We start from the raw sequence: 21421 nt of genomic DNA on the forward strand, positions 1-21421 counted from the left end.
GTCTGACGAGGAGGATCGCTTCATGCGCCGTTTCCTGAGCATCTTGAGTCTGTCGACTCTCGTGATCGCCAATGCGGCATTCGCCCAGTCCGCCGTAACCGGCGGCCATGCCGGCCATCATCCCGCCGATGCGGCGACGCCCTCCCCCGCTCCGGCCTGCGACGCGGCGCATCCCTGCCCGATGATGAAGGGCGGGCATGACGCACAAGGGCCGGATGGAACCCAAGCGGCGGACCCCCATGGCCGGGCCGGACCTATGGAGGACTGCAAAGCCATGCATGGGCCGGACCATGACGCGAAGACCCGCCCCTCCGCGCCATGAGCAAACAGGCGGCGGCTTTCATCTCGCACAAGGATAGGCAAGGAGAAGGACAATGGCTGAATATCGCTCGTTGATACCCTTTGGCCGCGGCAACCTGTTGCGCGGCGGCTTTGATCCCTTTGTCGATTTTCGCAAGGAGATGGACCGGCTGGTCGATGATTTCGGCCGGGGCTGGACCGCCCCGCAGAGCGGCGACACCAAGGGCTTCCTGATCCCCAAGGTCGACATCGCTGAAACGGACAAAGGGCTTGAGCTGACCGCCGAACTGCCGGGCTTCGATGAAAAGGACGTATCGCTGGACATTCACGAGGGCATGCTGACGATCAAGGCCGAGCATAAGGAAGAGCGCGAGGAAAAGGACGAGAAGAAGCATTATCATCTGGTCGAACGCAGCCAGGGCAGCTTCCTGCGCCGCTTCGCCCTGCCGTTCGAGGCTGACGCCGACAAGGCGACCGCTCAGCTTCAGAAGGGATTGCTGAAGGTCATCGTGCCCCGTCTTGCGACCGCGGAAAAGAAGCCGACGTCGATTCCGGTCGGGGGGGCATAGAAGCGCCTGACCGCATGATGCTATAGCAAGGGGAATGAAACGCATCACGCTCTGGCTGTTGCTGCCGGTGCTGCTGGCGGGCGCGGCGGCCTATGCGCTGCTGGCCGGACGGACGCGCGAGGTGACGACCGCGACCGCGCGCGTCGGTGAGGCGGTGGAGCTGGTCTATGCCACCGGCTTTGTCGAGGCGGAGCATCCCGTGTCCGTCGCCGCTCGCCTCACCGCGCCCGTGCGGCAGGTGCTGGTGGACGAAGGCGACCGGGTGCGACGCGGCCAGCCGCTGATCCTGCTGGACGATGAGGAACAACGTCACGCGCTGCAACAGGCGGGCGCGCAACGACGGGTGGCGATGCAGGACGAACGGCGCGTGGTCGCGCTGTTCGCCAAGGGCTGGGTCACGCGGGCGGCCCGCGATCAGGCGGTGGCGGCGGCGGACGGCGCCAGGGCGGCGGAAGACAGCGCCGCCGCCCGGCTCGACCAGATGGCCGTGCGGTCAGGCATGGACGGCATCGTGCTGCGCCGGGATGTGGAGCCGGGCGACCTCGCCATACCCAGTCGCACGCTGATGACGCTGGGCGACCCCGCTCGCATCCGCATCACCGCCACGGTCGACGAGCGCGACGTGCCGCGCATCCATGCCGGACAGGCCGCGCTGATGTCCAGCGACGCCTGGCCCGGCCGGGTGCTGCGCGGTCATGTGCGGGAGGTGACGCCGGGCGGCGACCCCGAACAGCGCGCTTTCCGCGCCCGGATCGTCACCGACGCGCCCATGGCGTTGCCGCTCGGCCTGACGCTGGAGGTCAATATCGTGACGCGCCGGACGCCTGGGGCGCTGCTGATTCCGTCGGCGGCGGTGGTGGATGGCAGGGTCTGGGTGGTGCGCGACGGGCGCGTCCACAGCCGGGCGGTGCGTACCGGAATCGTCGGCTCCAGCGATACGGAGATACTGGCCGGCCTGTCGCGAGGCGCAACCGTCATCGCCAAGCCCGACGACAGTCTACGCGAGAACAGCCGCGTACGGGCCAGACGATGACCGGGCAATCCGGCCTGCTTGTCGCCATCGCGCTCCGCCATCTGGCCGGGCGCCGCCGCCAGACATTGGTGGCGGTCAGCGGCGTCGCGGTCGGCGTCGGCTTTTTCCTGGCGGTGTCCGCGATGATGATCGGCAGCCAGAATGATTTCGTGAAGACGCTGATCGACGCCGCCCCCCATATCGTCATTTCCGACGAGCTGCGCAGCCCCCCGCCCCAGCCGGGCATCCGCGCCTATCCCGGCGGCGCGGTCGACCTGCGCCATTACAAGGCGCGCAACGAGGTGCGGGGGCTGAAAGGCTGGCCCCAGATTCTGCGCGCCATCGATGCCGAGCCGGGCGCGATCGGATCGCCCAGCCTGACCGGCGCCATCACCCTGCGCAGCGGCGGGCGGGAGGAAGCGCTGACCATCATCGGCGTCGACCCGGCGGTCGAGGAGAAGGTCAGCACCATCGACGACAAGCTCCGCACCGGGCGGCTGCGCGATCTGGAAAGCACGCAGGGCGGCATCATCATCGGGGAGGAAATGGCCCAACGCCTGGGTCTCGCCATGGGCGACGTGGTGGGCGCGACCCCGGCTTCGGGCCAGAGCCGGTCGCTGCGCATCGTCGGCCTGTTCAAGCGGGGCCAAAGCCAGTTGGCCGCGACGGCGGGCTATGTGCTGCTGCGGGAGGCGCAATCGCTGCTGGGCCGCCCCTTCATCATCAACCGCATCGGCGTGCACCTGAACGATCCCTATGCCGCGCAGCCGATCGCCCGGCGGCTGGAGGCGCGCTTCTCCTACAAGGCGGAAAGCTGGCAGGAACGTTCCGCCGACTTCCTCTCCCTGCTCGTGACCCGCAACGTCATCATGTACAGCGTCGTGTCCGCGATCCTGCTGGTGGCCAGCTTCGGCATCTACACGGTGGTGTCGAACAGCATCAACGACAAGCGGCGCGACATCGCCATCATGCGCTCCATCGGCTTTTCGGAGCGCGACCTGCAACTGATCTTCGTGATGGAGGGGTTGATGCTGGCGCTGATCGGCATCGCGGCGGGATGGCTGCTGGGTTATGGACTGATGGCGATCCTCGGCTCGCTGGAATTTCCGATTGCGGGCGAGGACCAGCGCCTGCCGCTCGACCGTTCCGCTCGGCAATATGCGATCGCCGCCGCCGCGTCGCTGCTGGCCGGGGCGGTCGCGGCCTGGCTGCCGGCGCGCAAAGCGGCGCGGGTCGATCCCGTCGACATATTGCGGGGCGCGATATGAGCGCGATCATGCAGGCGGAAGGACTGTCGCGCAGCCTGCCGGGCACGCCTCCGGTCACACTGGTGACGGACGTGGCGATCGCGATCGAGCCGGCCAGCTTCGTCGCCATTGTCGGGCCTTCGGGCTGCGGCAAATCCTCTCTGCTCTATCTGCTGGGGCTGCTCGACAGGCCGACTGGCGGCCATGTGCTGTTCCAGGGCAAGGATATGAACCCGCTGACCGGCGATCAGCGCGCCCATATCCGGTTGGCGAGCTTCGGCTTCGTGTTCCAATTCCATTTCCTGTTGCCGGAATTCACCGCGCTGGAAAATGTCATGTTGCCCATGCGGCGGCTGGGGTTGCTGAACCAGGCGCAGGCGCGGGACAAGGCGCAGGCGTTGCTGCAGACGATGGGCCTTGGCGCCAAGAGCGGCAAGACGCCCGACCGGCTGTCTGGCGGGGAACGGCAACGCGTCGCCATCGCCCGCGCCATCGCCAATGATCCCGTATTGGTGCTGTGCGACGAGCCGACCGGCAATCTCGACAGCCAGAACAGCGCCCGCGTGGTGGAGTTGTTCCGCAGCCTTGCCCATGATCAGGGCCGCGCCGTGGTCTGCGTGACCCATGATACAGATGTCGCCGCCGCCGCCGATGTGCAAATTTCAATGCTGGATGGACGGATCAGCGAAACCAGTATCCGGGCGCGGTGATGGATGGGGTTCAACTGCCTGCTTCCATCGCTTCGTCGATCGCCTTGACTGCATGAACTTATTGCAGATGTCCGAAACATTGGATGCGTATTCGGATATTCCTATGCGAATATCCGAATACGCTCAAAAAGCTGGCCCGAACCGAAATTTACGCAAACGACCGAAAGCGAGAGAGTTTATTTCTCGCCATTATCCTTCACGCCCACGGTCGGCACGTCGATGGTTTCCTTCTTGGTTCCGACCACCACGGCCTTGGAATCGACATCGACCTTGGGCAATTCACCGCCCTTGACGCTGACCTCAGGAACGTCGCCGCCTGAAACATCGGCTTTCCAGAATCCAGTGGCGAACAAGATGCCGACAATCGCCAGAATGATTACCAGCACCGCCGCGATGGTCCAGCCGCCGCGATTCTTGTGTACGACAACGCGATCGCCCGTATAGGGATCCCTATGCACTTCAGCCATGTCCATCCTCCTCCTTTAGAGACTGAAGGAACATACAGCTTCCACTCTTGTTCCATAAGCCGACCAACGGCTGGTCATTACGCTCAGGCCTTTGCGCAGGAGAAATGCGTTTCACCGATGCCGCTGACGACAGCCCGCACATGATCGCCAGGATGGAGCGCGACCATCGGCCCCAGAGCGCCGGCCAGCAGAATATCCCCCGCCTTGAGCGGTTCGCCGCGCCGCGCAAGCGTTCGGGCGAGCCAGGCCGCGGCGTTCAGGGGATTGCCCAGCACCGCCGCGCCCGCGCCAAAGGAAACCGGCGCGCCGTTGATTTCCATCACCATGCCGCAACTGTAGAGATCAAGCCCCACCAGCGGCCTGCCATCGCGGGCAAGGACGAAGAAAGCCGAGGAACCATTATCCGCGACCGTATCGGCAAAGGCGATCTTCCAGTCAGCGATGCGGCTGTCGACAATCTCTATGGCAGCGTGGACACTGGCAACCGCCTTCGCGACGGCCGCGACGGCGGTTTCGGGATCGGGCAAATCCTCGCCTAGGATGAAAGCGATCTCCGCTTCCGCCTTTGGCTGCAAGGTCCGCGCGGGGTCGAGCGTGCCGCCATCGGCAATCCGCATGTCATCGAACAGGACGCCGAAATCCGGCTGATCGACGCCCAATTGCTGCTGAACCGCCTTGGCCGTCAGCCCCGCCTTGCGGCCGACGACGCGGCGGCCCTGCCCCTCCCAATAGCGCGTGTTGATCGTCTGGATCGCATAGGCGCCATCGGCATCACCAGGGTCCAGCCCATCGCGCAACGGCGGCACCGCGCCCCCGGCATAGGCAGCCCGCAGGCGGCTGGCGAGATCTTCATGACTGGGGGAAGGCATATTTTCCGTTCCTCTTTCTTTGCGCCGACTTGCTTCTCATGCGCCGATGGATCGCAGCAATTCGGGGAGCAATTGCCGGGCGTCGGCCACCACGCCGACCTCCGCATACCGGAAGATCGGCGCATCGGGATCGCTGTTGACCGCGATGATCCGGGTCGCGGCGCCGATACCGGCCAGATGCTGCGGCGTGCCCGATATGCCTGCGGCCAGATAGACATGCGGCGTGACGAAATGGCCCGACTGGCCGATCTGGCGGGACACGGGGGCCAGGCCCAGGTCGACCGCAGGCAGGCTGGCGCCGATCGCGCCGCCAAGCCTGTTCGCGATAGCTTTCAGCGTCAGGAAACTTTGGGCGTCCAGCCCTCGCCCTCCGCTCACGATCAGCGGCGCGCCTTCCAGCGCGGCGTCACGCATGGGCAATTCGACGCGTTCGAAGGCCGGAACCTCCGGCGCGGCAAGCGCGATCAGCCCGTCGCAGGCGGGTGGTTCGTTCATGGTCGCGACGGCGATGCCCTGCATCAACCGCAGGTCGAGCAGGATACGTCCGCCATAAGCGGGGCGCTTCACGATCAGCATGTCGCCATCCACGCCGACGTCGGACAGTCGGCCCAGCAAGACTGCGCCAAGGGACGCCGCCAGCAATCCCGCCAGCGCCTCCCCTTCGGGCGTCGCCGGGAAGATCAGCAGGCTACGGTCCCTCCGCCAGCCCGGCGCCGCCTTTCCCTCGCTGGCGGCGCCAAGCTCCACCCTCACCAACTGCCAATCGTTCATACCCGTTCACCCCTTAGCAGGGCTGCAAGCGCATGTGCCTGTTCCTGGACATCGCCTTCGATCATCCGGCAGTCAGTGATCGACCGCATGCCGGCCAACGCGGCGCTGCCCGCCAATTGCAGGCCGGTGGCGGCGACCGGCCGGGCGTCCCGATGCGCGATCCGCGCCTGGCGGGCCTGCATGACATTCTTCATCAGCGGCTTGCGCAGCCGGTTGCGACGGTCATTCGTCGCGCTGACGACAAGCGGACGATCGACCGTCAGCCATTCCTCATGGCTGCCCGCCTCGCGCATCAGGCGCACGTCCGGCTCTGCCTGCACCACCTGCGCCCGCCCGAAAAAGGGCAGGCCCAATATGGCGGCCAGCATCGGCGGCACCAGCCCATCGTCGCAATCCCCAAATTCGCGGCCTATGAGGATCAGGTCAGCGCCATGCGCCGCCTGAGCCAGCCTTTGCGCGGTCGCTGCCTGATCCCAGGCGTCCGGCAGGGCCAGGGTCGACACGTCCGCCACACGGAGCGCGCAAATCGAGCGGGCAAGCTTCTCTCCTTCGGAACCGCCCGCCACAATGGCGCTCAGCTCGACATCGGGCCGCGCATCGCGGATCTTGAGCCCAAGTTCCAGCGCCGCCTCATCGAAGGGACTGAGCAGCAGCCGGTCGCCACTGCGCAGGGGCAATCCTCAGGCCACGGGCTTCACCGGCCATTTAGGGTCTAGCACCCCCGCGATCAGCACCATGATCTTCATGGGGCCGCCACCGCCTGTCCCGCGATCAGCCCGAATACCACCGCCTTGCCGAGCGCCGAACCGGTCATATAGGCGACGCCATGAAAGCCGCCCGTGACTTCGCCAGCGGCGTAGAGTCCCTCGATCCAGTGACCGTCAGTGCGCAGGACGCGCGCTTGGCTATCGATACGCAGGCCGCAATAGGTGCCGAACACCACGGCGGTCGAGGGATAGGCGTAGAAGGGCCCCCGATCGATCCTGCGCAACGCGCCATGGTGATGGACGAGATGCGATCGCCCGAAATCGGGATCATGCCCGGCGTCGACATGGCCGTTGTAGCGATCCACGGTCGCCGCCAGCGCATCGGGATCAATCTCGATCTGCGCGGCGAGGTCCGCCAGCGTCTCCCCGACATAGAAGAGTCCTTCCTCCAGCCGCCGCCCGAAATCCAGGATGCGGACGAGGTTGTTGCCGGTATCGAAAATCGCCTGGTCCATGATCTGATAGGCGCAATGCCAGGGCTGGGCCATGACCGCATCGCCCAGCAGCTTGTAGGAAATGCTCTCATCGACGAAGCGCTGACCGTCCTGATTGACGGCGATCGCGCCCTTGTAGACGGCTTGCAGGCTGTGGTCGTTGCTCTCGTCGGTCGGATGCTTGCCGAAGGTGCCCTTCACATAATCCATGTCGCGCAGGTCCGCGCCCAAGGCCTGCGCCATCTGCAAACCGTCGCCCTGCGATCCTGCTCCCGCAACGAACACGGCTGGGGCATATTGAGGGGCATAGCGATCAAGCAGCGCCGGATTCTTGGCAAAGCCGCCGCTGGCGATGATGACGCCGCGTGCCGCTTCCAGCGTTTCGCCATTTTCGAGAACGACGCCAATGACACGCCCGTGCGGGCTCTGTAGCAGCGAGCGCGTAGCCATGCCGGGGCGATAGCCGATATGGCCGGTTGCTTCCGCCGCCGCATGAAGGGCGCGGACCATATCCGCGGGATCGACGCTGTGCACACGCGGCACCGACTGGCCCGCCGCCGTCTCGATCACCGGGCTGAACGCCACGCCTGCGGACTTCAGCCATGCATAGGTGGCAAGCTGCGCATCGCAATAGGTCCTCACCAAATCCGCGTCGTTTACCCGCTGGCCCACTTCGCGCAGGTCGGTGAACAGCAGGTCGGGACTGTCAACCACACCCTGATCTGCCTGAAGATCGGTGCCCGCAAAGGCGAGGCACCCACCGCTCATGGCCGAGGAACCGCCGGATTCAGCCAGTTTTTCCAGCAGCACGACGCTGAGGCCCTGCTGCGCGGCGGACAGGGCGGCGGCCCAGCCAGCCGCCCCGCCGCCAATGACGATCACATCCATCATGCCGGGTTCAATCCGTAGAAATCGAGTATCTCGTCGCGTCGGATCGGATCGGGAATCGCTCCGAAATAGCCTGTCCCCGCCGCTTGCCTGCCAGCCCGGCGGGCATCCACCGCCGCTTCCGCAGCCCGCACCCAGGCGCCAAGGGAATCGATCACCGGCACGCCATCCACTTCACTGACGCCGTTCATGGCAAGCAGCACATTGAGCGGCGCCTCACCCGGCACGATCGCCTCCGCACCCTTGCCGATCAGATCTCGGGCAGCGACACGGAAGCGATCGATCAACGGGCCGGGGCTCGCAAAGCCCGCAAGCACATCCGTGAACCGGAAGCCGACGTCGCAGGCGCCGACGAGCCGGCAACCGATGCCGTGGCGGCGGACATTGTCGCGATAGAGTTCGGCCAGTTCCGGAATGAAAACCAGCGCCCCGAACCGCCGCCCGTCGTCCACCGCCGCCCGTGCCGCGCATTCGCCATAGCCCACCACCGGAATGTCGACCAAGGCGCGGATTTCCCGCAGCCCCGGTTCCGGCAGGGTGCTGAGTGCGAAGGCATCATAGCCCTGCCGTTCCGCCATCAGCGCGCCCTGCATGAACTGGATCGCGTGCAGGAACTGGAAGCCGACATGCTTGATGTCGTCGCCCGGATAGTTGGTCCGATAGGTGCCTTCGCGCATGCCGTGCATGTCGATCACCGTGCCGGGCCGCGCCACCCGCTTGAAATGCGCCTTCAGCGCGTCATCATAGGCCGCAAGGTCGCTGAGGACGGTGAAGCTCTGGTGCCAGATGCGGATGCCCATCTCAGTCGGCCTTCGGCTTTTCGTAAAGCAGCGGCGGCAGCTCGCCGCTCAGCAGATAGCCGCCCAGGGCACCGGCATTATTGTCGGCATCCTGGGTGACATGGTTGGCGGCGACCAGCGTGTCGCGCAGATAGCGCTGGATCGGGTTGGACTTGTACACGCCCCGCGCCCCGGTGCATTTGTAGAGCGTCAGCACCGCTTCCTCGCACTCGCGGCCGATGCGCGCCATGTCGAGCATATAATGGATGCGATCCTCGGTGGAGACCAGTTCGCGCCGTTCGACGATCTGCGTGCAATGCGCCATCATCTGTTCCATGCGGGCCTGCGATGCGCGGACCTTTGCAACGGCATTGGCGAGGCGATCCTTGACATAGGGGCTGAGCCGCGTCGCCGCGCCCGATCCATTGTCGACCCGCACCTGCATCTGGTCGATGAAGACGTCGATCGCCCCCTGCGCGAAGCCGATGATGACCGAAGAGACCGACGAATAGAAGACCATCGCAAAGGGGAAGAGATAGTTGGTCGGCCGATCGTCCATCTTGTAATCGATCATCGAATGGGCGCGGTGATCGGGGATGAAGGCGTCCTTGATCAACAGGCTCTTGGAGCCGGTGCCGGACAGGCCGAACGTGTACCAGTCGTCGATGATCTCATAATCCTCGCGCTTCACCAGCAGGGCATGGCGGTCGATCGGCACGCCCTTTTCATTGCGTTCCAGCGCGCCGATAAAGGCCCAGGCGCCATGGTCGCTGCCGCTGGAGGTGGGCCAGCGGCCCTTGAGGCGCCAGCCGCCCTCCACCTTGGTCAATTCGCCCACCGGCGGATAGGAGGATGCGATGATGGTCTGGTCATCCTCGCCCCACACATCCTGCGCGGCGCGATCGTCCATGACGCCGAATTCCCAGTTATGGACGCCCAGGATCATCATTGCCCATGCGCTGGCGCAGCAGCCTCGGCCCAGTTCGCCCAGCACCCGCATGAAGACGATCGGGTTCATTTCCCATCCGCCATATTTTTTCGGCTGGAGGATGCGGAAGAAGCCGGCTTCGCGGAACATGTCGATCACATCGTCCGGCACGCGGCGCGCCTCCTCAATCGCGTCGGCGCGGGCGCGCAGGCCGGGAACCATGGCGGCGGCGCGGGCGACAAGTTCCTTGGCTGTAGGAATTTCACTGGCCTTCTGGTCCAGTACGGCAACGGACATGGCGGGCTCTCCTTGTATCTTGTTATTCACGTATCTTGTTGTTCACTGGATCGGGCGTTCGGGCAGGAATGCCCCGTCGAAATAGATGAGCGGGTCGCCCCCCGGTTCGCGCAGCAGCACGCCCAGCACATCGCAGATGAAGATGTCGTGCGTGCTGGCTTCGATGCTTTCGCCCACAAGGCAGTCGAAGCTGGCGAGCGCGCTTCCGAGCAAAGGCGCGCCGCTGGTGGCGGTGAGCCAGTTGCCTTCCGCGAATTTCTCCTCCGGCGGGACGCCTCCGGCAAAGCGCTTGGCCAGCGGCAGGGCATCATCACCCAGCACATTGACGCCCAATATGCGCGACTGGCTGATGATATTATGCGCCCAGGTGGAGCGGTTGATGCAGACCAGCAGCCGCGCCGGTTCCGCCGTAACGGACGCCACCGCCGTCGCCGTCAGCCCGGCCCACCCCTCACGCCCCTGCCCTGGCGCGACCGAAGTGATGATCGTGCACGCCCCGGCCAGGCGCCGCATGCCCTGCCGAAACAGGTCGGGCTTGGGCGCCATGGGCGACGACGGGATGGAATGGGCGAGCGCGGCGGCCATGGCTGTCAGACCTCTCCGGTGGTCAGATATTTGACCACCACGGCATCGAATTCCTCGGGGCTTTCATATTGTGGCCAGTGACCGCAATCCTTCCGCATGACGTAGAGCTTGCCTTTCTTGAGGCGCGGCAGGGCGGCCTCGGCGGCGGGGACGTCATGGATCGGGTTGTGCGTGGTCCACAGCAGCAGGGCTTCCTGCTCGATCTTTTCCAGTTCCATCGCGTCGGGCATCGCCTTGCCGCCGCCAGCCTTGGCCTGGTTCAGACGGGCGAAGACGAGTGGGGCGGACTTCTGAAAATCGGGCCGCGAATAGATGGCGAGGCGGGATTCGATCAGCTCGTCGGTCAGAAGATCCCAATTGCCTTCATAGATGAGCCACTGCATCCGTTCCTTGATGCTCTCGAAGCTGGGCGGCTTACCGTAATTCTTCTCGGTCAGCGTGGCGAGGTTGACCAGATCCTGGCGGCCCTTGTCAGTCATGATCGGAATGCCGCCGGCGGTATTGAGGATCAGGCGCAGGCAGCGTTCGGGATATTTGACCGCGAACAGGCCGGTTACCAGCCCGCCCAGAGATTCGCCGGAAATATGCGCCTTCTCGATGCCGAGCACGTCCATCAACTCCTTGAGTTGATCGGCATAGATGCTGGCGGGATATTCGATGTCGGTCTTCTTTTCCGACAGGCCGTGGCCGACGAAATCGAAGGCGATGACGTGGAAATGCTCGCCCAATGGCACCACATTTTTGGAATAGGCCTCGATATGGCCGCCGATGCCGTGCATCAGGAACAGGGCTTCGGGTTTGCCCTTGCCCGCTTCGGCAATGCGTACGCGGCCGAAGCTGGGCGTGTCGACATAGCGGATTTCGGCGCCGAGAAAATCGATCCAGATAGACATAATCACTCCCTGATTGGATTGGCCACTATTCAGTCGGCCATGTTCATGTTGCGGGCATGGCCCCAGTCCGACATGCGGTCGTAGATTTGCGGCTCCCAGTTCGCCTCGTCGATCACCAGGCCGCCATGACCCAGTTCCATCCCGAAGCCCGAGGGAGTCCGCATGTAAAAGCTGAACATCTGGTCATTCGGATGGTGCCCGAGTTCCAGCACGATCGGGATACCGGCCTTCTTGGCGCGATCGCAGGCCAGGCCGACATCATTCATGTCCCGATATTCCAGCATCAGGTGATTGAGCCGCTTGGACGACGGGAAAGAGCCTGTCGCGAGCGAGTGGTGACGCCCAGTGGCGCTGTGGAAGAAGGTCGCGTCCGCGTAGACGCCCGGCGCGATGAGCTGCCGGATGCGGTCGCTGTAGCGCAGACCCAATATGTCGCGATACCAGGCGACGCCTTCGTCATAATCACGCGAGACCGGCAGGATATGGCCGATGCCAAGGTCGCCGGTCGTGAAGCCCGCGCCGCGCAAGATGGGCGAAAGATGGCCGCCATCCTGAACGAAACCAGTGCGCCCGCTGAAAAATTCGTGGGTGACGCCATTCGGGTCGGTGAGGCTGTAGAGCCGGACAACGCAGCGCGCCGCCGCTCGCCCGGCATCTTCCTCACGCACGTCCGCACCCTTAGCGCGAAGCGCGGCGACATAGACGTCCAGTTCCTCCGCCGAGCCGACATCCCAACCCGCATGGGTCAGGTCATCGTCAACCCCCTGGGTGGCGAGCATCCGCCAGGGATGATCGTCCATGCGCAGGCCAAGGCCGCCGTCGGGTGTCGTCACCGTGCCCAGGCCAACGATGTCGGTTGCAAAGCTGCGCCAGGCGTCAAGATCGCTGACGCTGAAAACAACATAGGCGAGATTTTGCAATTCTGCCATCGATCCACTCCTGCCTCTCGCTTGCCGCGAGCTGATGGGACTGGATTAGCGCCGCCAGACTATTGCCAGAAACGATATATTTGGATAGTCACTATTGTCATAAACGATCACTGGGCGAGAGCGATGCAACTGAGGGATTTCGACGTCAACCTGTTGGTCACGATGGAGGCGATCTGGACCAACCGCAACGTATCCAACGCTGCAAGGACGCTGAACCTGGCGCAGTCCACGGTCAGCGCCGCGCTCAACCGGCTGCGGCAGGCGCTGGACGATGAACTGTTCACCTGGTCGGGCAGCGAAATGGTGCCGACGCCGCTGGCCGAACAAATCATGCCGGACGTGTCCCAATTGCTGAATGGTGTGCGGGCAGTCATCACCAAGTCACGCGGCCAGATCGATACTGTCGAGCGGCGGCTGGTGATTGCGACGGCAGACTATGTCGCGGCGCTGGTCGGCGGGCCGTTGCTGACGCGGGCGGCTATAGAGGCTCCACAACTGTCCTTCGACTTTGTCGAGATCCGGCCGCAATTCCTCAACCGCTCGACCCGGCCAGACATCGACCTGTTCGTCTTTCCGGCCAATGCGCTGCGCGTATCGGGCATGGAACGGGAATTGCTCTATCGCGACACTTATGTCTGCATCGGCGCGGAGGATAATGACGCGCTCTACCCCGGAATGTCGGCCGATGAATTTCTGGCGCTGCGCCATGTCGGTTATTCGGCGCTGCCCCGCGTGTCGTTCAACCATGAAACCATGTTGTGGGACGAGCTGGGCAAGGCCGCGAACCTCCGCCTCACCATGGGCAATTATCTGATCTTCGCCCGGATCGTCGCAGGCAGCGACGCGGTCGCCATCCTGCCCAGGCGACTGGCCACGACGCTGAAGGGGGAATGGAAGCTCAAATGGATCGAGCCTCCCCTTCCCACCCCGGAAATCGACATCTCGGCCACCTGGCGGCCCGATCAATCGAAGGACATTGCGCTGACCTGGCTGCGTCAGGCGCTGGTCGACATCATGGCTATGTAGTCCGGCATCAGCCCATGGCGGCGTGGGCACCGGCGATCCGGCCGAACACCGCGCCGCTGGTCAGGCCCGCGCCGCCGGGATAGCGATCATAATAAAGGCCGCCGACCAGTTCGCCCGCCGCGTAGAGCCCGGCGATCGCCTCGCCTTCCTCGCTCTGGACGCGGGCCTGCTCGTCGATCGCCAATCCGCCGAAGGTCAGCGTGATGCCGCATGTGACCTCATAAGCGACAAAGGGCGGCTCGCGCAGCGCCCGCGCCCAATTGCTCTTGTTGATCGCAAGACCCCGGGTGCCGCGTCCATCCTTCACCGCAGGGTTGAAGGGCACGTCCTCATCCACCGCTGCATTGAATTCCGCGATTGTCCGCAGCATGGCGTCGCGATCAATGCCTTCCAGCTTGGCCGCCAATCCTTCCAGCGTATCCGATTCGAACCGCGCCGCTCGCGGCACGCGATATTCGTCGGGCAGGATAGGGATCGACTGGGCGTCGAACAATTGCCAGCCCGTGCCGCCGGGCTGGCGCAGAATCGCCGCGCCCATTTTCGAGTAGGTATAGTTGCGGAAATCAGACCCTTCGTCGAAAAAACGTTCGCCATTTCGGTTCACGACTATACCGAGCGTGAAATAATTTTTCTGCTGGTTGAGCATGGCGATATTACCGAAGTCCTCGGCTCCCGCGTCGAAGAAGACGCTGTGGCAGCCCGACCAGTTGCCGTGCGACCGCGCCCCGATGGCGAAGGCGGCCTGGATTACGTTGCCCGTATTGTAGCGCGACCCTCGGACCTTCGCCAGATCCCAGCCCTGCCCCAAAGTGCGCACCCGCCATTCGGCATTGGCATGATAGCCGCCCGCCGCCAACACGACCGCATCGGCCTGCAGCGCCTCGCCATTGACGATGACGCCCTCCACCCTATGCCGATTGCCGATCAATTGTTCGACCTTATGGTCATAGCGGATCGTGACGCCCAGCGCTTCGGCACGGCGGAACAGCGCGTCCACCAGGCCGACTCCGCCGCCTGCCGTCTCGACCGTCAGGCCGCCCCAGAAGATGTTCCGCCCGTCGACCTTGAAGGATTGCCGGCCATAAGCGGGCAGGAAGCGCACGCCCTGATCGCGCATCCATGACAGGGTCGGCAGGCTTTGCTGCACCAATATGTCGATCAGCAGCGGGTCGGCGCGATAGCCGCTGAGTTCGCACAGATCGAGGTAGAATTTCTCCGCATCATAGCGCCCGAAGTCGCTGCTGTCCCGTTCCTGCTCGGTAAGGTCGGGGACGAGGCGGACAATATCCTCCACCCCGTCATAGACGGTGCGGAACGCCCCGCCGGTAAAGGCGGAGTTGCCGCCCCGCGCCGTTTTCGGCGCCCGTTCCAGCACGGTGACCTTCGCGCCGCCCTCCGCCGCGGCGATCGCCGCGCAGAGCGCCGCATTGCCCGCGCCCACCACCAGGACATTCCGCATATAGTCTCTCCTATCATGAATGACGATAATCGCTATCGATAATTATCGCTTCACTCGATGATGGCGATGTTCTAGCCCTGTGGTCAAGGGGAAAGCCGAGGCATCGTCAAAACAAGCCGACGGCCAATGGGAGAGAAGAAGATGACGTTCGCGCGCCTAGCAGCAGCCGTGTCCAGCACCGCAATTGCCATGTCCTTTCTGCCCGCCGGGGTCGCTCTGGCGCAGGAGGCGGCGCAGCCCGACATGGGCGCCGACATCATCGTCACCGCTACCAAGCGGGCGGAATCGATCAACGATGTTCCCATGTCGATCAGCGCCGCTTCCGGAGACGAGCTGGTCAAGGCGGGCATCCAGAGCGCCAATGATCTGGGCAAGATCGTGCCGGGCTTCACCTTCACCCAGTCGGCCTACAGCACGCCGGTCTATTCGCTGCGCGGCGTGGGCTTCTACAATTACGACATCGGTTCCACGCCGACCGTGACGGTCTATCAGGACGAGGCGCCCCTGCCCTTTTCCGCGATGACCCGCAGCGCCAGTTTCGACCTGGAACGGGTGGAAGTGTTGAAGGGTCCACAGGGCCTGTTGTTCGGGTCCAATTCGACCGGCGGTGCGGTGAACTATATCGCCGCCCGCCCGACCGACCATCTGACCGCCGGGGCCGACGCCAGCTATGGCCGCTTCGATAGCTGGGATCTGGGCGGCTTCGTGTCCGGCCCCCTGAGCGATACGGTTGCGGTGCGGATCGCGGCCCGGCATGAAGGATCGGGCGAATGGCAGCGCAGCGCAACCCGGCCCAATGATCGCAACGGCAAGCGCGACTTCACCCAGCTTCGCGGCCTCATCGATTATAAGGGAGAGCGTTTGAAGGCGAAGATCGGCTTCAACGCCTTCTGGGACAAATCCGACGTGCAGGCGGCGCAGCTTATCCAGGTCAATCCGCTGATACCGCCCTTCGTCGATCCGCGCCTGGCGAACCAGCCGATCGTCACATCCGACGCCCGTGTGGGCGACTGGACGGCGGGCCTCAATCCCCGCCGCGACGACCGCCAGTGGCAGGTAACGGGCCGGTTCGACTATGAGCTTAGCGACAGCGTGACGCTGACCTCGCTCACCTCCTATTCCGACTATAAGCAGCATGACGTGGTCGACCCTGACGGCACCGCGCTGGTGCTGGTCGACACGATCGACAGCGGGCGGATCAAGGCCTTCTTTCAGGAAGTGCGGCTTTCGGGCGAGTTCGGCTCCGGCAGTCGCTGGATCGTGGGCGCCAACCATGAAAACAACAAGGTGGATGAAGTCCAGCGGCTGACTTCGACCGAAGCGTCCGGCTTCGCGCCCTTCGCCGTCTTCTTCGGCCTGCCGGTGCCCGACCAGATCCCGATTTCTTCGGAGCAGCGGTTCAAGACCTATGGCGTCTTCGGCAATGTCGACATGGTGCTGAGCGATACCATCACGCTGCATGGCGGGCTTCGCTATACCGACACGTCGGACAAGTTCACGGGCTGCACCGGCAACAGCGCCAATGGTAGTCTGGCGGTCGGCCTGGGCATCATCACCCAGGGCGATCCCCTGGCGCTCGGTCCCAATCCGCAATGCACGCAGCTCAATGCCGCTCTGCAACCGACGATCACCCGGACCAAGCTGGCGCAGGACAATCTGTCCTGGCGCGGCGGCATCGACTTCAAGCCCAATAAGGACACGCTGCTCTATGCCAGCGTCAGTCGCGGTTATAAGGTCGGCGCCTTCCCGTTGATCCCGGCATCGTCGGACTCGCAATATACGCCGGTGACGCAGGAAAAGCTGACCGCCTATGAAGCCGGTTTCAAGCTGACGCTGCTGGATCGGAAACTGCAACTGAACGGCGCGATATTCCACTATGACTATCGCGATAAGCAGACTCTGGGCAGCGTTATTCTGACACCCAATATATTCGGCCCGCTGAACCTGCTGGTCAATATTCCCAAGTCGAAGGTGACGGGTGCCGAACTACAGGCGGTGCTGCGTCCGGTGCGGGGGCTGACACTGAATGCAGGCGTGACTTATGTCCGAAGCCGCATCGGGGACTTCGTGAACTTCGATCCCTATGGCGTGGTCGAGAATTTCAAGGGCGAATCCTTCCCCAACACGCCGCGCTGGCAATGGTCGGTGGCCGCCGATTACGAATTCCCGGTATCGCAGACGCTCAACGCCTTTATTGGCGGCAATATCAACGGCCGCAGCAAGACCAACGGCGCACTCGGGCAAAATCCGACGCTGGCGATCGACGGCTATACTCTTATCGACCTGCGCGCCGGAATTGCCAGCGCCAACGACCGCTGGCGCTTCAGCATCTGGGGCCGCAATGTCGGTGATAAATATTATTGGACCAATGCCTACAAGATCGCGGACGTATCCGCCCGCTTCGCCGGTATGCCAGCGACCTACGGCGCGACGCTTTCTGTCCGTTACTGATCCTTTCCGCCGGTCGGTGACCTGTCCCCGCCCGGCCTGTCCCGAAACCCGGAGAATGATGAATGACGTCCGCGCTTCTACTGCTCGATCTGCAAAATGAAATGGTCGACCCCAAGGGCAAGGTCGGAGCGCATGGGCTGGCCAAGATCGTCGAGGAACGGGGCGTGCTGGCCAATGCCCGCCGCTGCCTCGACGCGGCACGCGGCGCCGGCATGGCGGTGGCCCACGTCCGGCTCGGCTTTCGTCCCGACTATGCTGATTGCCTGAGCGTCGCCGCCCGGATCGGCGGGCTGAAATCCAATCGCGCCGCGATCGTCGGGGAGTTCGGCACCGAATTCCATCCCGACGTCGCGCCGACCGATGGCGAGCTGGTGATCACCAAACAGTGCGTCAATCCCTTCTTCAACACGGGCCTGATGACCTGGCTGATGCAGAAGGGCATCAAGCGGCTCTATATGGGCGGGGTCGCCACCCATCTGGTCGTGGAAAGCACCGCCCGTTTCGCGGACGATGCCGGCTTCGCGCCCGTCGTGATCGAGGATATCTGCGCCGCCCCCAATCCGGCGCTGCATGATCATTTCATCACGATGATCGCCCCCGCCGTCGGCACGGTCAGCAACAGCGGCCAGTTCGTCCAGGCGGCGCGGGAGGGCTGATCCCATGGCGCTGCGGGACATCGCGTCGCGCCGGGAAGCCGTGCTGGCGCCCGGCGCCGCCAACGCCCTCTTTGCGCGGATCATCGAGGATCTGGGCTTCGAATGCGTCTATGTGACCGGCGCCGGCATCGCCAATATGGCATTAGGCGCGCCCGACATTGGCCTGACGACGCTGGACGACATTGCCGGGACGGTGTCGCGCATGGCCGACGCCGTCAGCCTGCCGCTGATCGTCGATGCCGACACCGGCTTCGGCAATGCCGTCAACACGTTTCGCACGATGAAGGTGCTGGAGCGGGCGGGCGCATCCGCCATCCAGTTGGAGGACCAGCTTTTCCCCAAGCGCTGCGGCCATTTCAACGGCAAAGGCGTGATTCCGCTGGGCGAGATGCTACCCAAGATCCGCGCCGCCGCGGATGCGCGGACACGTGACACCCTGATCATCGCCCGCACCGATGCGCTGGCGGTAGAGGGCATCGACGCCGCACTGGAGCGGGCCGAGGCCTTTGTCGAGGCAGGCGCGGACATCACCTTCGTCGAAGCGCCGCGCGATGCGGCGCAGATGCGGCGCATCGCAGCTCTGCCCGTGCCGCAGATCGCCAATATCGTCCATGGCGGCAAGACCCCGCCCTTGCCCCAGTCCGAGCTGGCCGACATGGGGTTCGGTCTGGTCCTCTACGCCAATGCCGCCTTGCAGGTGGCGGTGCGAGCAAGCGCGACCGTGCTTGGTTCGCTCAAGGTCACCGGCTCGCTCGATGCCGTCCACGACCTGCTCGCCTCTTTCGAGGAACGGCAAGCAGCGGTGGCGAAACATCATTGGGACGCGCTCGAACAGCGGTTCAAACCGGAGTAAAATCATGCACCTGATCGTTGTGGGCAGCGGCATTGCGGGCCTGAGCGCCGCGCTGACCGCGGCCGAAGCCGGAGCGCGGGTCACGCTCATCGAACGCGCTGCGGAGGGCGAGCATGGCGGCAACACCCGCTATACCGAAGCCTATCTGCGCATGAAGTCGATGGACGAGGTGGCCGACGATTTCGTCGATCATTTCATGGCCAATGCCGGGGGCTATACCGACCCCAGCATCGAACAGGAAATGGTGCGTGACCATGCCGACTGGTCACCCCTTGCGCGCAGCCAGTCGATGGTCGACCCGGACCTGCTGTCGGCCTTTGCCGACCATGCCGGGACGACCCTGCGCTGGCTGGAACGAGCCGGATTGCGCTTCGATTTCCTGCCCACCGCCTTCATCACCACCACGACCACGCGCCTGCTGCCGGTCGGCGGCGGGCTGGCGATGGTCGAGACGCTGACGGAGGCGTGCAAGGCGAAGGGCGTGGAGTTCCGCTTCGAAACCACCGCCCGGTCGCTGCTGATGCAGGACGGGCGCGTCACGGGGCTGGCGACCAGCCGGGGCGCGATCGAGGGCGACGCCGTGATCCTCGCCTGCGGCGGGTTCGAGGGCAATCCGGAAATGCTCGCCCGCTATGTCGGCCCGCAGGCGATCAACCTGCGTCCCGTGGCGCGGGGAGGCCATTATAATAAGGGCGAAGGCATCCGCATGGCGCTGGACATCGGGGCCGCGCCCAATGGCGATTTCGGCAGCTATCATGCCGAACCCATCGATCCCCGTTCAGGTCTTGCGGAACCGGCGATCTTCACCTTCCCCTATGGCGTGCTGGTCAACAAGGACGGCCTGCGTTTCACCGACGAAGCGCCCGGCACGGTCGATGCCCATTATGAAAATGTCACCCGGCGCATCTATCAGCAGCGCGACGGCATCGCCTGGTTGATCGTCGACGCCCGGATCGAGGATGTGCCCAACTGGCAGAAGGGCAGCCGTACCGACCAGCCGCCGGTCAGGGCCGACAGCATAGAGGCGTTGGCGGATGCGATCTGCGTGCCCCGCGATGCGCTGGCCGACAGCATCGCCCGCTATAATGCAGCCTGCGGGGCAAGCGAATTCAAGCCGTTGGAGCGTGACGGTCTCGCCACCCAAGGCCTCACGCCGCCCAAGTCCAACTGGGCGCGGCCAATCGACCGGGCGCCCTATCTCGCCTGGCCTATCATCTCGGCCAATGTCTTCACCTTCGGCGGATTGAAGGTCGATCGCCACGCCCGTGTGCTGGACCAGGACGGCCGCGCCATCGATGGCCTTTATGCTGCCGGGGAGACGATGGGCCTCTATTATCGCACCTATACCGGGTCGACATCCGTGCTGCGCGGCGCGGTGTTCGGGCGGCAGGCCGCGCTCCACGCGAGCGCAGGCGCATGAAGACGCGGTTCGCGCTGGACGATATGGTCGTGCTGGTCACTGGCGCGGGCGGCATGATCGGCGACGCGATCGCACGGCGTCTGGCCGAAGGCGGCGCGCGGCTGGCGCTTGCCGACCGGGAGGCGCCATCGTCGGCGGGCAATGGCCGGGGCTACGCGCTCGACCTTGCCGACGCGGCGCAGGTGCGCGAACTTGTCGATTTGGTGATCCGCGATTTCGGCCGGATCGACGCCCTCGTCACCGCGGCGGGGGTCACGTCGCTGGGATCGTTCGAGGACATCAGCCTGGAGGAGTGGGACCGGGTGCACGGCATCAACCTGCGCGGCCTGTTCCTTGCCAATCAGGCGGTGATCGCGCCGATGAAGGCGGCGGGTTTCGGCCGGATCGTCAATATCGGGTCCGTCCTTGCGAAGAATGGCGGCAATCCGCGTCCCTGGATCGACCCGCAGGAACAGGCGCGCGCCGGCAACGCCGCCTATGGCGCGGCCAAGGCGGGCGTTCATGCGCTGACCCTCTATCTCGCCAAGGAACTGGCGGCGCACGGCATCACCGTCAACGCTGTCGCCCCCGGCCCGATCGCCAGCCCAATGACGGCCAGCTTCCCCACCGCGCTGGCGCAGCAAATCCCGGTGGGCCGGATGGGCCGGTCCGATGAGGTGGCCGGGGCGGTCGCCTGGCTCTGCACGCGCGAAAGCGCCTTTATCACCGGCGAGATTATCGATGTGAACGGCGGCCTCTGGATGGATTGACCGCAAGATCCATCCCCTTGGCGGAAGATCAGGGAAGCTACTTATGGGCGCATTCCGGCGCGCCTTCTATCATGCTCCGGCAGTCATCAACGGAGCAAGACATGTCGAATACGCCGCATATGCTTGGCGAGGAATTTCCCGGTCAGATGGAGAAGATACACAGGCTGAAGATGTCGGATGCGCGCTTCATGCAACTCCTTGCCGATTATGACGAGGTGAACGATGCAATCCACCTGGCCGAGACGAATGTCAGACCCACGTCGCAGGATCATGAAACGGAGCTGCGCAAACGCCGCCTCGCGATCAAGGATCAGATCGCTGAGGCGCTGTCGCAAGCGGCTTGATCTGAACGGGAGAGGAGT

General features: G+C 64.4%; 23 protein-coding genes. 12 read left to right on the forward strand and 11 right to left on the reverse strand.

Features of this window, described 5'->3' with window-relative positions; all coding sequences use genetic code 11:
• The first annotated feature begins 22 nt into the window (after positions 1-22).
• From HUK72_RS17280 to HUK72_RS17300, 5 genes are read left to right on the forward strand one after another with little or no spacing between them, the layout of a single operon-like run.
• Positions 23-322, forward strand: a complete 300-nt coding sequence (locus tag HUK72_RS17280; protein WP_176598048.1) for a hypothetical protein — start codon at positions 23-25, stop codon at positions 320-322.
• Positions 323-374: 52 nt separating this feature from the next.
• Complete coding sequence (locus tag HUK72_RS17285; protein WP_176598049.1) at positions 375-869, forward strand: Hsp20/alpha crystallin family protein; 495 nt, start codon at positions 375-377, stop codon at positions 867-869.
• Between the two features lie 34 nt (positions 870-903).
• The gene (locus HUK72_RS17290) at positions 904-1902 is read left to right on the forward strand and encodes an efflux RND transporter periplasmic adaptor subunit (RefSeq protein WP_176598050.1); all 999 of its coding nucleotides are present in this window, start codon (positions 904-906) and stop codon (positions 1900-1902) included.
• Positions 1899-3149 (forward strand): ABC transporter permease, encoded by a 1251-nt coding sequence (locus HUK72_RS17295; RefSeq protein WP_176598051.1) that lies wholly within the window; start codon positions 1899-1901, stop codon positions 3147-3149. The genes HUK72_RS17290 and HUK72_RS17295 overlap by 4 nt, the downstream gene beginning before the upstream one ends.
• Entirely contained in the window at positions 3146-3838 is a 693-nt protein-coding gene (locus HUK72_RS17300) for an ABC transporter ATP-binding protein (protein WP_176598052.1), read from the forward strand. The genes HUK72_RS17295 and HUK72_RS17300 overlap by 4 nt, the downstream gene beginning before the upstream one ends.
• Before the next feature lie 176 nt (positions 3839-4014).
• Here the strand turns inward: HUK72_RS17300 and HUK72_RS17305 are convergent, their stop codons facing one another.
• From HUK72_RS17305 to HUK72_RS17350, 10 genes are all read right to left on the reverse strand, one after another.
• The gene (locus tag HUK72_RS17305; RefSeq protein ID WP_176598053.1) at positions 4015-4305 is read right to left on the reverse strand and encodes a hypothetical protein; all 291 of its coding nucleotides are present in this window, start codon (positions 4303-4305) and stop codon (positions 4015-4017) included.
• Positions 4306-4388: 83 nt separating this feature from the next.
• The gene (locus tag HUK72_RS17310) at positions 4389-5174 is read right to left on the reverse strand and encodes a 2-keto-4-pentenoate hydratase (protein WP_176598054.1); all 786 of its coding nucleotides are present in this window, start codon (positions 5172-5174) and stop codon (positions 4389-4391) included.
• 36 nt (positions 5175-5210) lie between these two features.
• On the reverse strand, positions 5211-5945 hold the full coding sequence (locus tag HUK72_RS17315; RefSeq protein ID WP_176598055.1) for an electron transfer flavoprotein subunit alpha/FixB family protein: 735 nt from the start codon (positions 5943-5945) through the stop codon (positions 5211-5213).
• Entirely contained in the window at positions 5942-6622 is a 681-nt protein-coding gene (locus tag HUK72_RS17320; protein WP_176598056.1) for an electron transfer flavoprotein subunit beta, read from the reverse strand. Before HUK72_RS17320 ends, HUK72_RS17315 begins: the two co-directional genes overlap by 4 nt.
• A 65-nt stretch (positions 6623-6687) precedes the next feature.
• Positions 6688-8037: a flavocytochrome c gene (locus HUK72_RS17325; protein WP_304413930.1), complete on the reverse strand. Its 1350-nt coding sequence runs from the start codon at positions 8035-8037 to the stop codon at positions 6688-6690.
• Positions 8034-8834 carry an aspartate/glutamate racemase family protein gene (locus tag HUK72_RS17330; protein ID WP_176598057.1) on the reverse strand — a complete coding sequence of 267 codons (801 nt, stop codon included), beginning with the start codon at positions 8832-8834 and terminating at the stop codon, positions 8034-8036. The genes HUK72_RS17325 and HUK72_RS17330 overlap by 4 nt, the downstream gene beginning before the upstream one ends.
• A gap of 1 nt (position 8835) precedes the next feature.
• Entirely contained in the window at positions 8836-10038 is a 1203-nt protein-coding gene (locus HUK72_RS17335) for an acyl-CoA dehydrogenase family protein (protein WP_176598058.1), read from the reverse strand.
• Between the two features lie 42 nt (positions 10039-10080).
• Positions 10081-10623 (reverse strand): flavin reductase, encoded by a 543-nt coding sequence (locus HUK72_RS17340; protein WP_176598059.1) that lies wholly within the window; start codon positions 10621-10623, stop codon positions 10081-10083.
• A 5-nt stretch (positions 10624-10628) separates the two neighbouring features.
• Complete coding sequence (locus HUK72_RS17345) at positions 10629-11516, reverse strand: alpha/beta fold hydrolase (RefSeq protein ID WP_176598060.1); 888 nt, start codon at positions 11514-11516, stop codon at positions 10629-10631.
• Between the two features lie 29 nt (positions 11517-11545).
• Complete coding sequence (locus HUK72_RS17350) at positions 11546-12445, reverse strand: VOC family protein (protein WP_176598061.1); 900 nt, start codon at positions 12443-12445, stop codon at positions 11546-11548.
• Positions 12446-12568: 123 nt separating this feature from the next.
• Between HUK72_RS17350 and HUK72_RS17355 the strand changes: the two genes are divergently transcribed.
• Positions 12569-13471 carry a LysR family transcriptional regulator gene (locus HUK72_RS17355; protein ID WP_066559036.1) on the forward strand — a complete coding sequence of 301 codons (903 nt, stop codon included), beginning with the start codon at positions 12569-12571 and terminating at the stop codon, positions 13469-13471.
• Between the two features lie 7 nt (positions 13472-13478).
• Here HUK72_RS17355 and tcuA read toward each other — a convergent pair whose 3' ends face one another.
• Positions 13479-14930 carry an FAD-dependent tricarballylate dehydrogenase TcuA gene (tcuA, locus tag HUK72_RS17360; protein WP_176598062.1) on the reverse strand — a complete coding sequence of 484 codons (1452 nt, stop codon included), beginning with the start codon at positions 14928-14930 and terminating at the stop codon, positions 13479-13481.
• A gap of 141 nt (positions 14931-15071) precedes the next feature.
• Here tcuA and HUK72_RS17365 point away from each other — a divergent pair, with 141 nt between their 5' ends.
• The 6 genes from HUK72_RS17365 (at position 15072) to HUK72_RS17390 (ending at position 21403) form a co-directional block, all read left to right on the forward strand.
• Positions 15072-17381, forward strand: a complete 2310-nt coding sequence (locus HUK72_RS17365; protein ID WP_176598063.1) for a TonB-dependent receptor — start codon at positions 15072-15074, stop codon at positions 17379-17381.
• Positions 17382-17443: 62 nt separating this feature from the next.
• Positions 17444-18037, forward strand: a complete 594-nt coding sequence (locus HUK72_RS17370; RefSeq protein WP_176598064.1) for a cysteine hydrolase family protein — start codon at positions 17444-17446, stop codon at positions 18035-18037.
• Positions 18038-18041: 4 nt separating this feature from the next.
• A complete protein-coding gene (locus tag HUK72_RS17375) occupies positions 18042-18890 on the forward strand; it encodes an oxaloacetate decarboxylase (protein WP_176598065.1) in 849 nt (282 codons plus the stop codon).
• Between the two features lie 4 nt (positions 18891-18894).
• A complete protein-coding gene (locus tag HUK72_RS17380) occupies positions 18895-20310 on the forward strand; it encodes an FAD-dependent oxidoreductase (protein WP_176598066.1) in 1416 nt (471 codons plus the stop codon).
• A complete protein-coding gene (locus HUK72_RS17385) occupies positions 20307-21059 on the forward strand; it encodes an SDR family NAD(P)-dependent oxidoreductase (protein ID WP_218036164.1) in 753 nt (250 codons plus the stop codon). Before HUK72_RS17380 ends, HUK72_RS17385 begins: the two co-directional genes overlap by 4 nt.
• Positions 21060-21160: 101 nt before the next feature.
• Positions 21161-21403, forward strand: coding sequence for a YdcH family protein (locus HUK72_RS17390; protein WP_176598067.1), 243 nt, complete (start codon positions 21161-21163; stop codon positions 21401-21403).
• Positions 21404-21421 lie beyond the last annotated feature (18 nt).

Origin of the sequence: Sphingobium sp. 15-1 (assembly GCF_013375535.1) — a bacterium.
Lineage (GTDB): Bacteria > Pseudomonadota > Alphaproteobacteria > Sphingomonadales > Sphingomonadaceae > Sphingobium > Sphingobium aromaticivastans.

What these genes read in the sequence shown, in the direction of transcription:
- HUK72_RS17285 (WP_176598049.1), top strand. Translation starts at nt 375, where the DNA reads ATGGCTGAATATCGCTCGTTGATACCCTTTGGCCGCGGCAACCTGTTG.
- HUK72_RS17350 (WP_176598061.1), bottom strand. Translation starts at nt 12,445, where the DNA reads ATGGCAGAATTGCAAAATCTCGCCTATGTTGTTTTCAGCGTCAGCGAT.
- HUK72_RS17365 (WP_176598063.1), top strand. Translation starts at nt 15,072, where the DNA reads ATGACGTTCGCGCGCCTAGCAGCAGCCGTGTCCAGCACCGCAATTGCC.
- HUK72_RS17345 (WP_176598060.1), bottom strand. Translation starts at nt 11,516, where the DNA reads ATGTCTATCTGGATCGATTTTCTCGGCGCCGAAATCCGCTATGTCGAC.
- HUK72_RS17325 (WP_304413930.1), bottom strand. Translation starts at nt 8,037, where the DNA reads ATGATGGATGTGATCGTCATTGGCGGCGGGGCGGCTGGCTGGGCCGCC.
- HUK72_RS17335 (WP_176598058.1), bottom strand. Translation starts at nt 10,038, where the DNA reads ATGTCCGTTGCCGTACTGGACCAGAAGGCCAGTGAAATTCCTACAGCC.
- HUK72_RS17290 (WP_176598050.1), top strand. Translation starts at nt 904, where the DNA reads ATGAAACGCATCACGCTCTGGCTGTTGCTGCCGGTGCTGCTGGCGGGC.
- HUK72_RS17385 (WP_218036164.1), top strand. Translation starts at nt 20,307, where the DNA reads ATGAAGACGCGGTTCGCGCTGGACGATATGGTCGTGCTGGTCACTGGC.
- HUK72_RS17390 (WP_176598067.1), top strand. Translation starts at nt 21,161, where the DNA reads ATGTCGAATACGCCGCATATGCTTGGCGAGGAATTTCCCGGTCAGATG.
- tcuA (WP_176598062.1), bottom strand. Translation starts at nt 14,930, where the DNA reads ATGCGGAATGTCCTGGTGGTGGGCGCGGGCAATGCGGCGCTCTGCGCG.
- HUK72_RS17315 (WP_176598055.1), bottom strand. Translation starts at nt 5,945, where the DNA reads ATGAACGATTGGCAGTTGGTGAGGGTGGAGCTTGGCGCCGCCAGCGAG.
- HUK72_RS17370 (WP_176598064.1), top strand. Translation starts at nt 17,444, where the DNA reads ATGACGTCCGCGCTTCTACTGCTCGATCTGCAAAATGAAATGGTCGAC.
- HUK72_RS17310 (WP_176598054.1), bottom strand. Translation starts at nt 5,174, where the DNA reads ATGCCTTCCCCCAGTCATGAAGATCTCGCCAGCCGCCTGCGGGCTGCC.
- HUK72_RS17380 (WP_176598066.1), top strand. Translation starts at nt 18,895, where the DNA reads ATGCACCTGATCGTTGTGGGCAGCGGCATTGCGGGCCTGAGCGCCGCG.
- HUK72_RS17280 (WP_176598048.1), top strand. Translation starts at nt 23, where the DNA reads ATGCGCCGTTTCCTGAGCATCTTGAGTCTGTCGACTCTCGTGATCGCC.
- HUK72_RS17295 (WP_176598051.1), top strand. Translation starts at nt 1,899, where the DNA reads ATGACCGGGCAATCCGGCCTGCTTGTCGCCATCGCGCTCCGCCATCTG.
- HUK72_RS17375 (WP_176598065.1), top strand. Translation starts at nt 18,042, where the DNA reads ATGGCGCTGCGGGACATCGCGTCGCGCCGGGAAGCCGTGCTGGCGCCC.
- HUK72_RS17340 (WP_176598059.1), bottom strand. Translation starts at nt 10,623, where the DNA reads ATGGCCGCCGCGCTCGCCCATTCCATCCCGTCGTCGCCCATGGCGCCC.
- HUK72_RS17330 (WP_176598057.1), bottom strand. Translation starts at nt 8,834, where the DNA reads ATGGGCATCCGCATCTGGCACCAGAGCTTCACCGTCCTCAGCGACCTT.
- HUK72_RS17300 (WP_176598052.1), top strand. Translation starts at nt 3,146, where the DNA reads ATGAGCGCGATCATGCAGGCGGAAGGACTGTCGCGCAGCCTGCCGGGC.
- HUK72_RS17355 (WP_066559036.1), top strand. Translation starts at nt 12,569, where the DNA reads ATGCAACTGAGGGATTTCGACGTCAACCTGTTGGTCACGATGGAGGCG.
- HUK72_RS17305 (WP_176598053.1), bottom strand. Translation starts at nt 4,305, where the DNA reads ATGGCTGAAGTGCATAGGGATCCCTATACGGGCGATCGCGTTGTCGTA.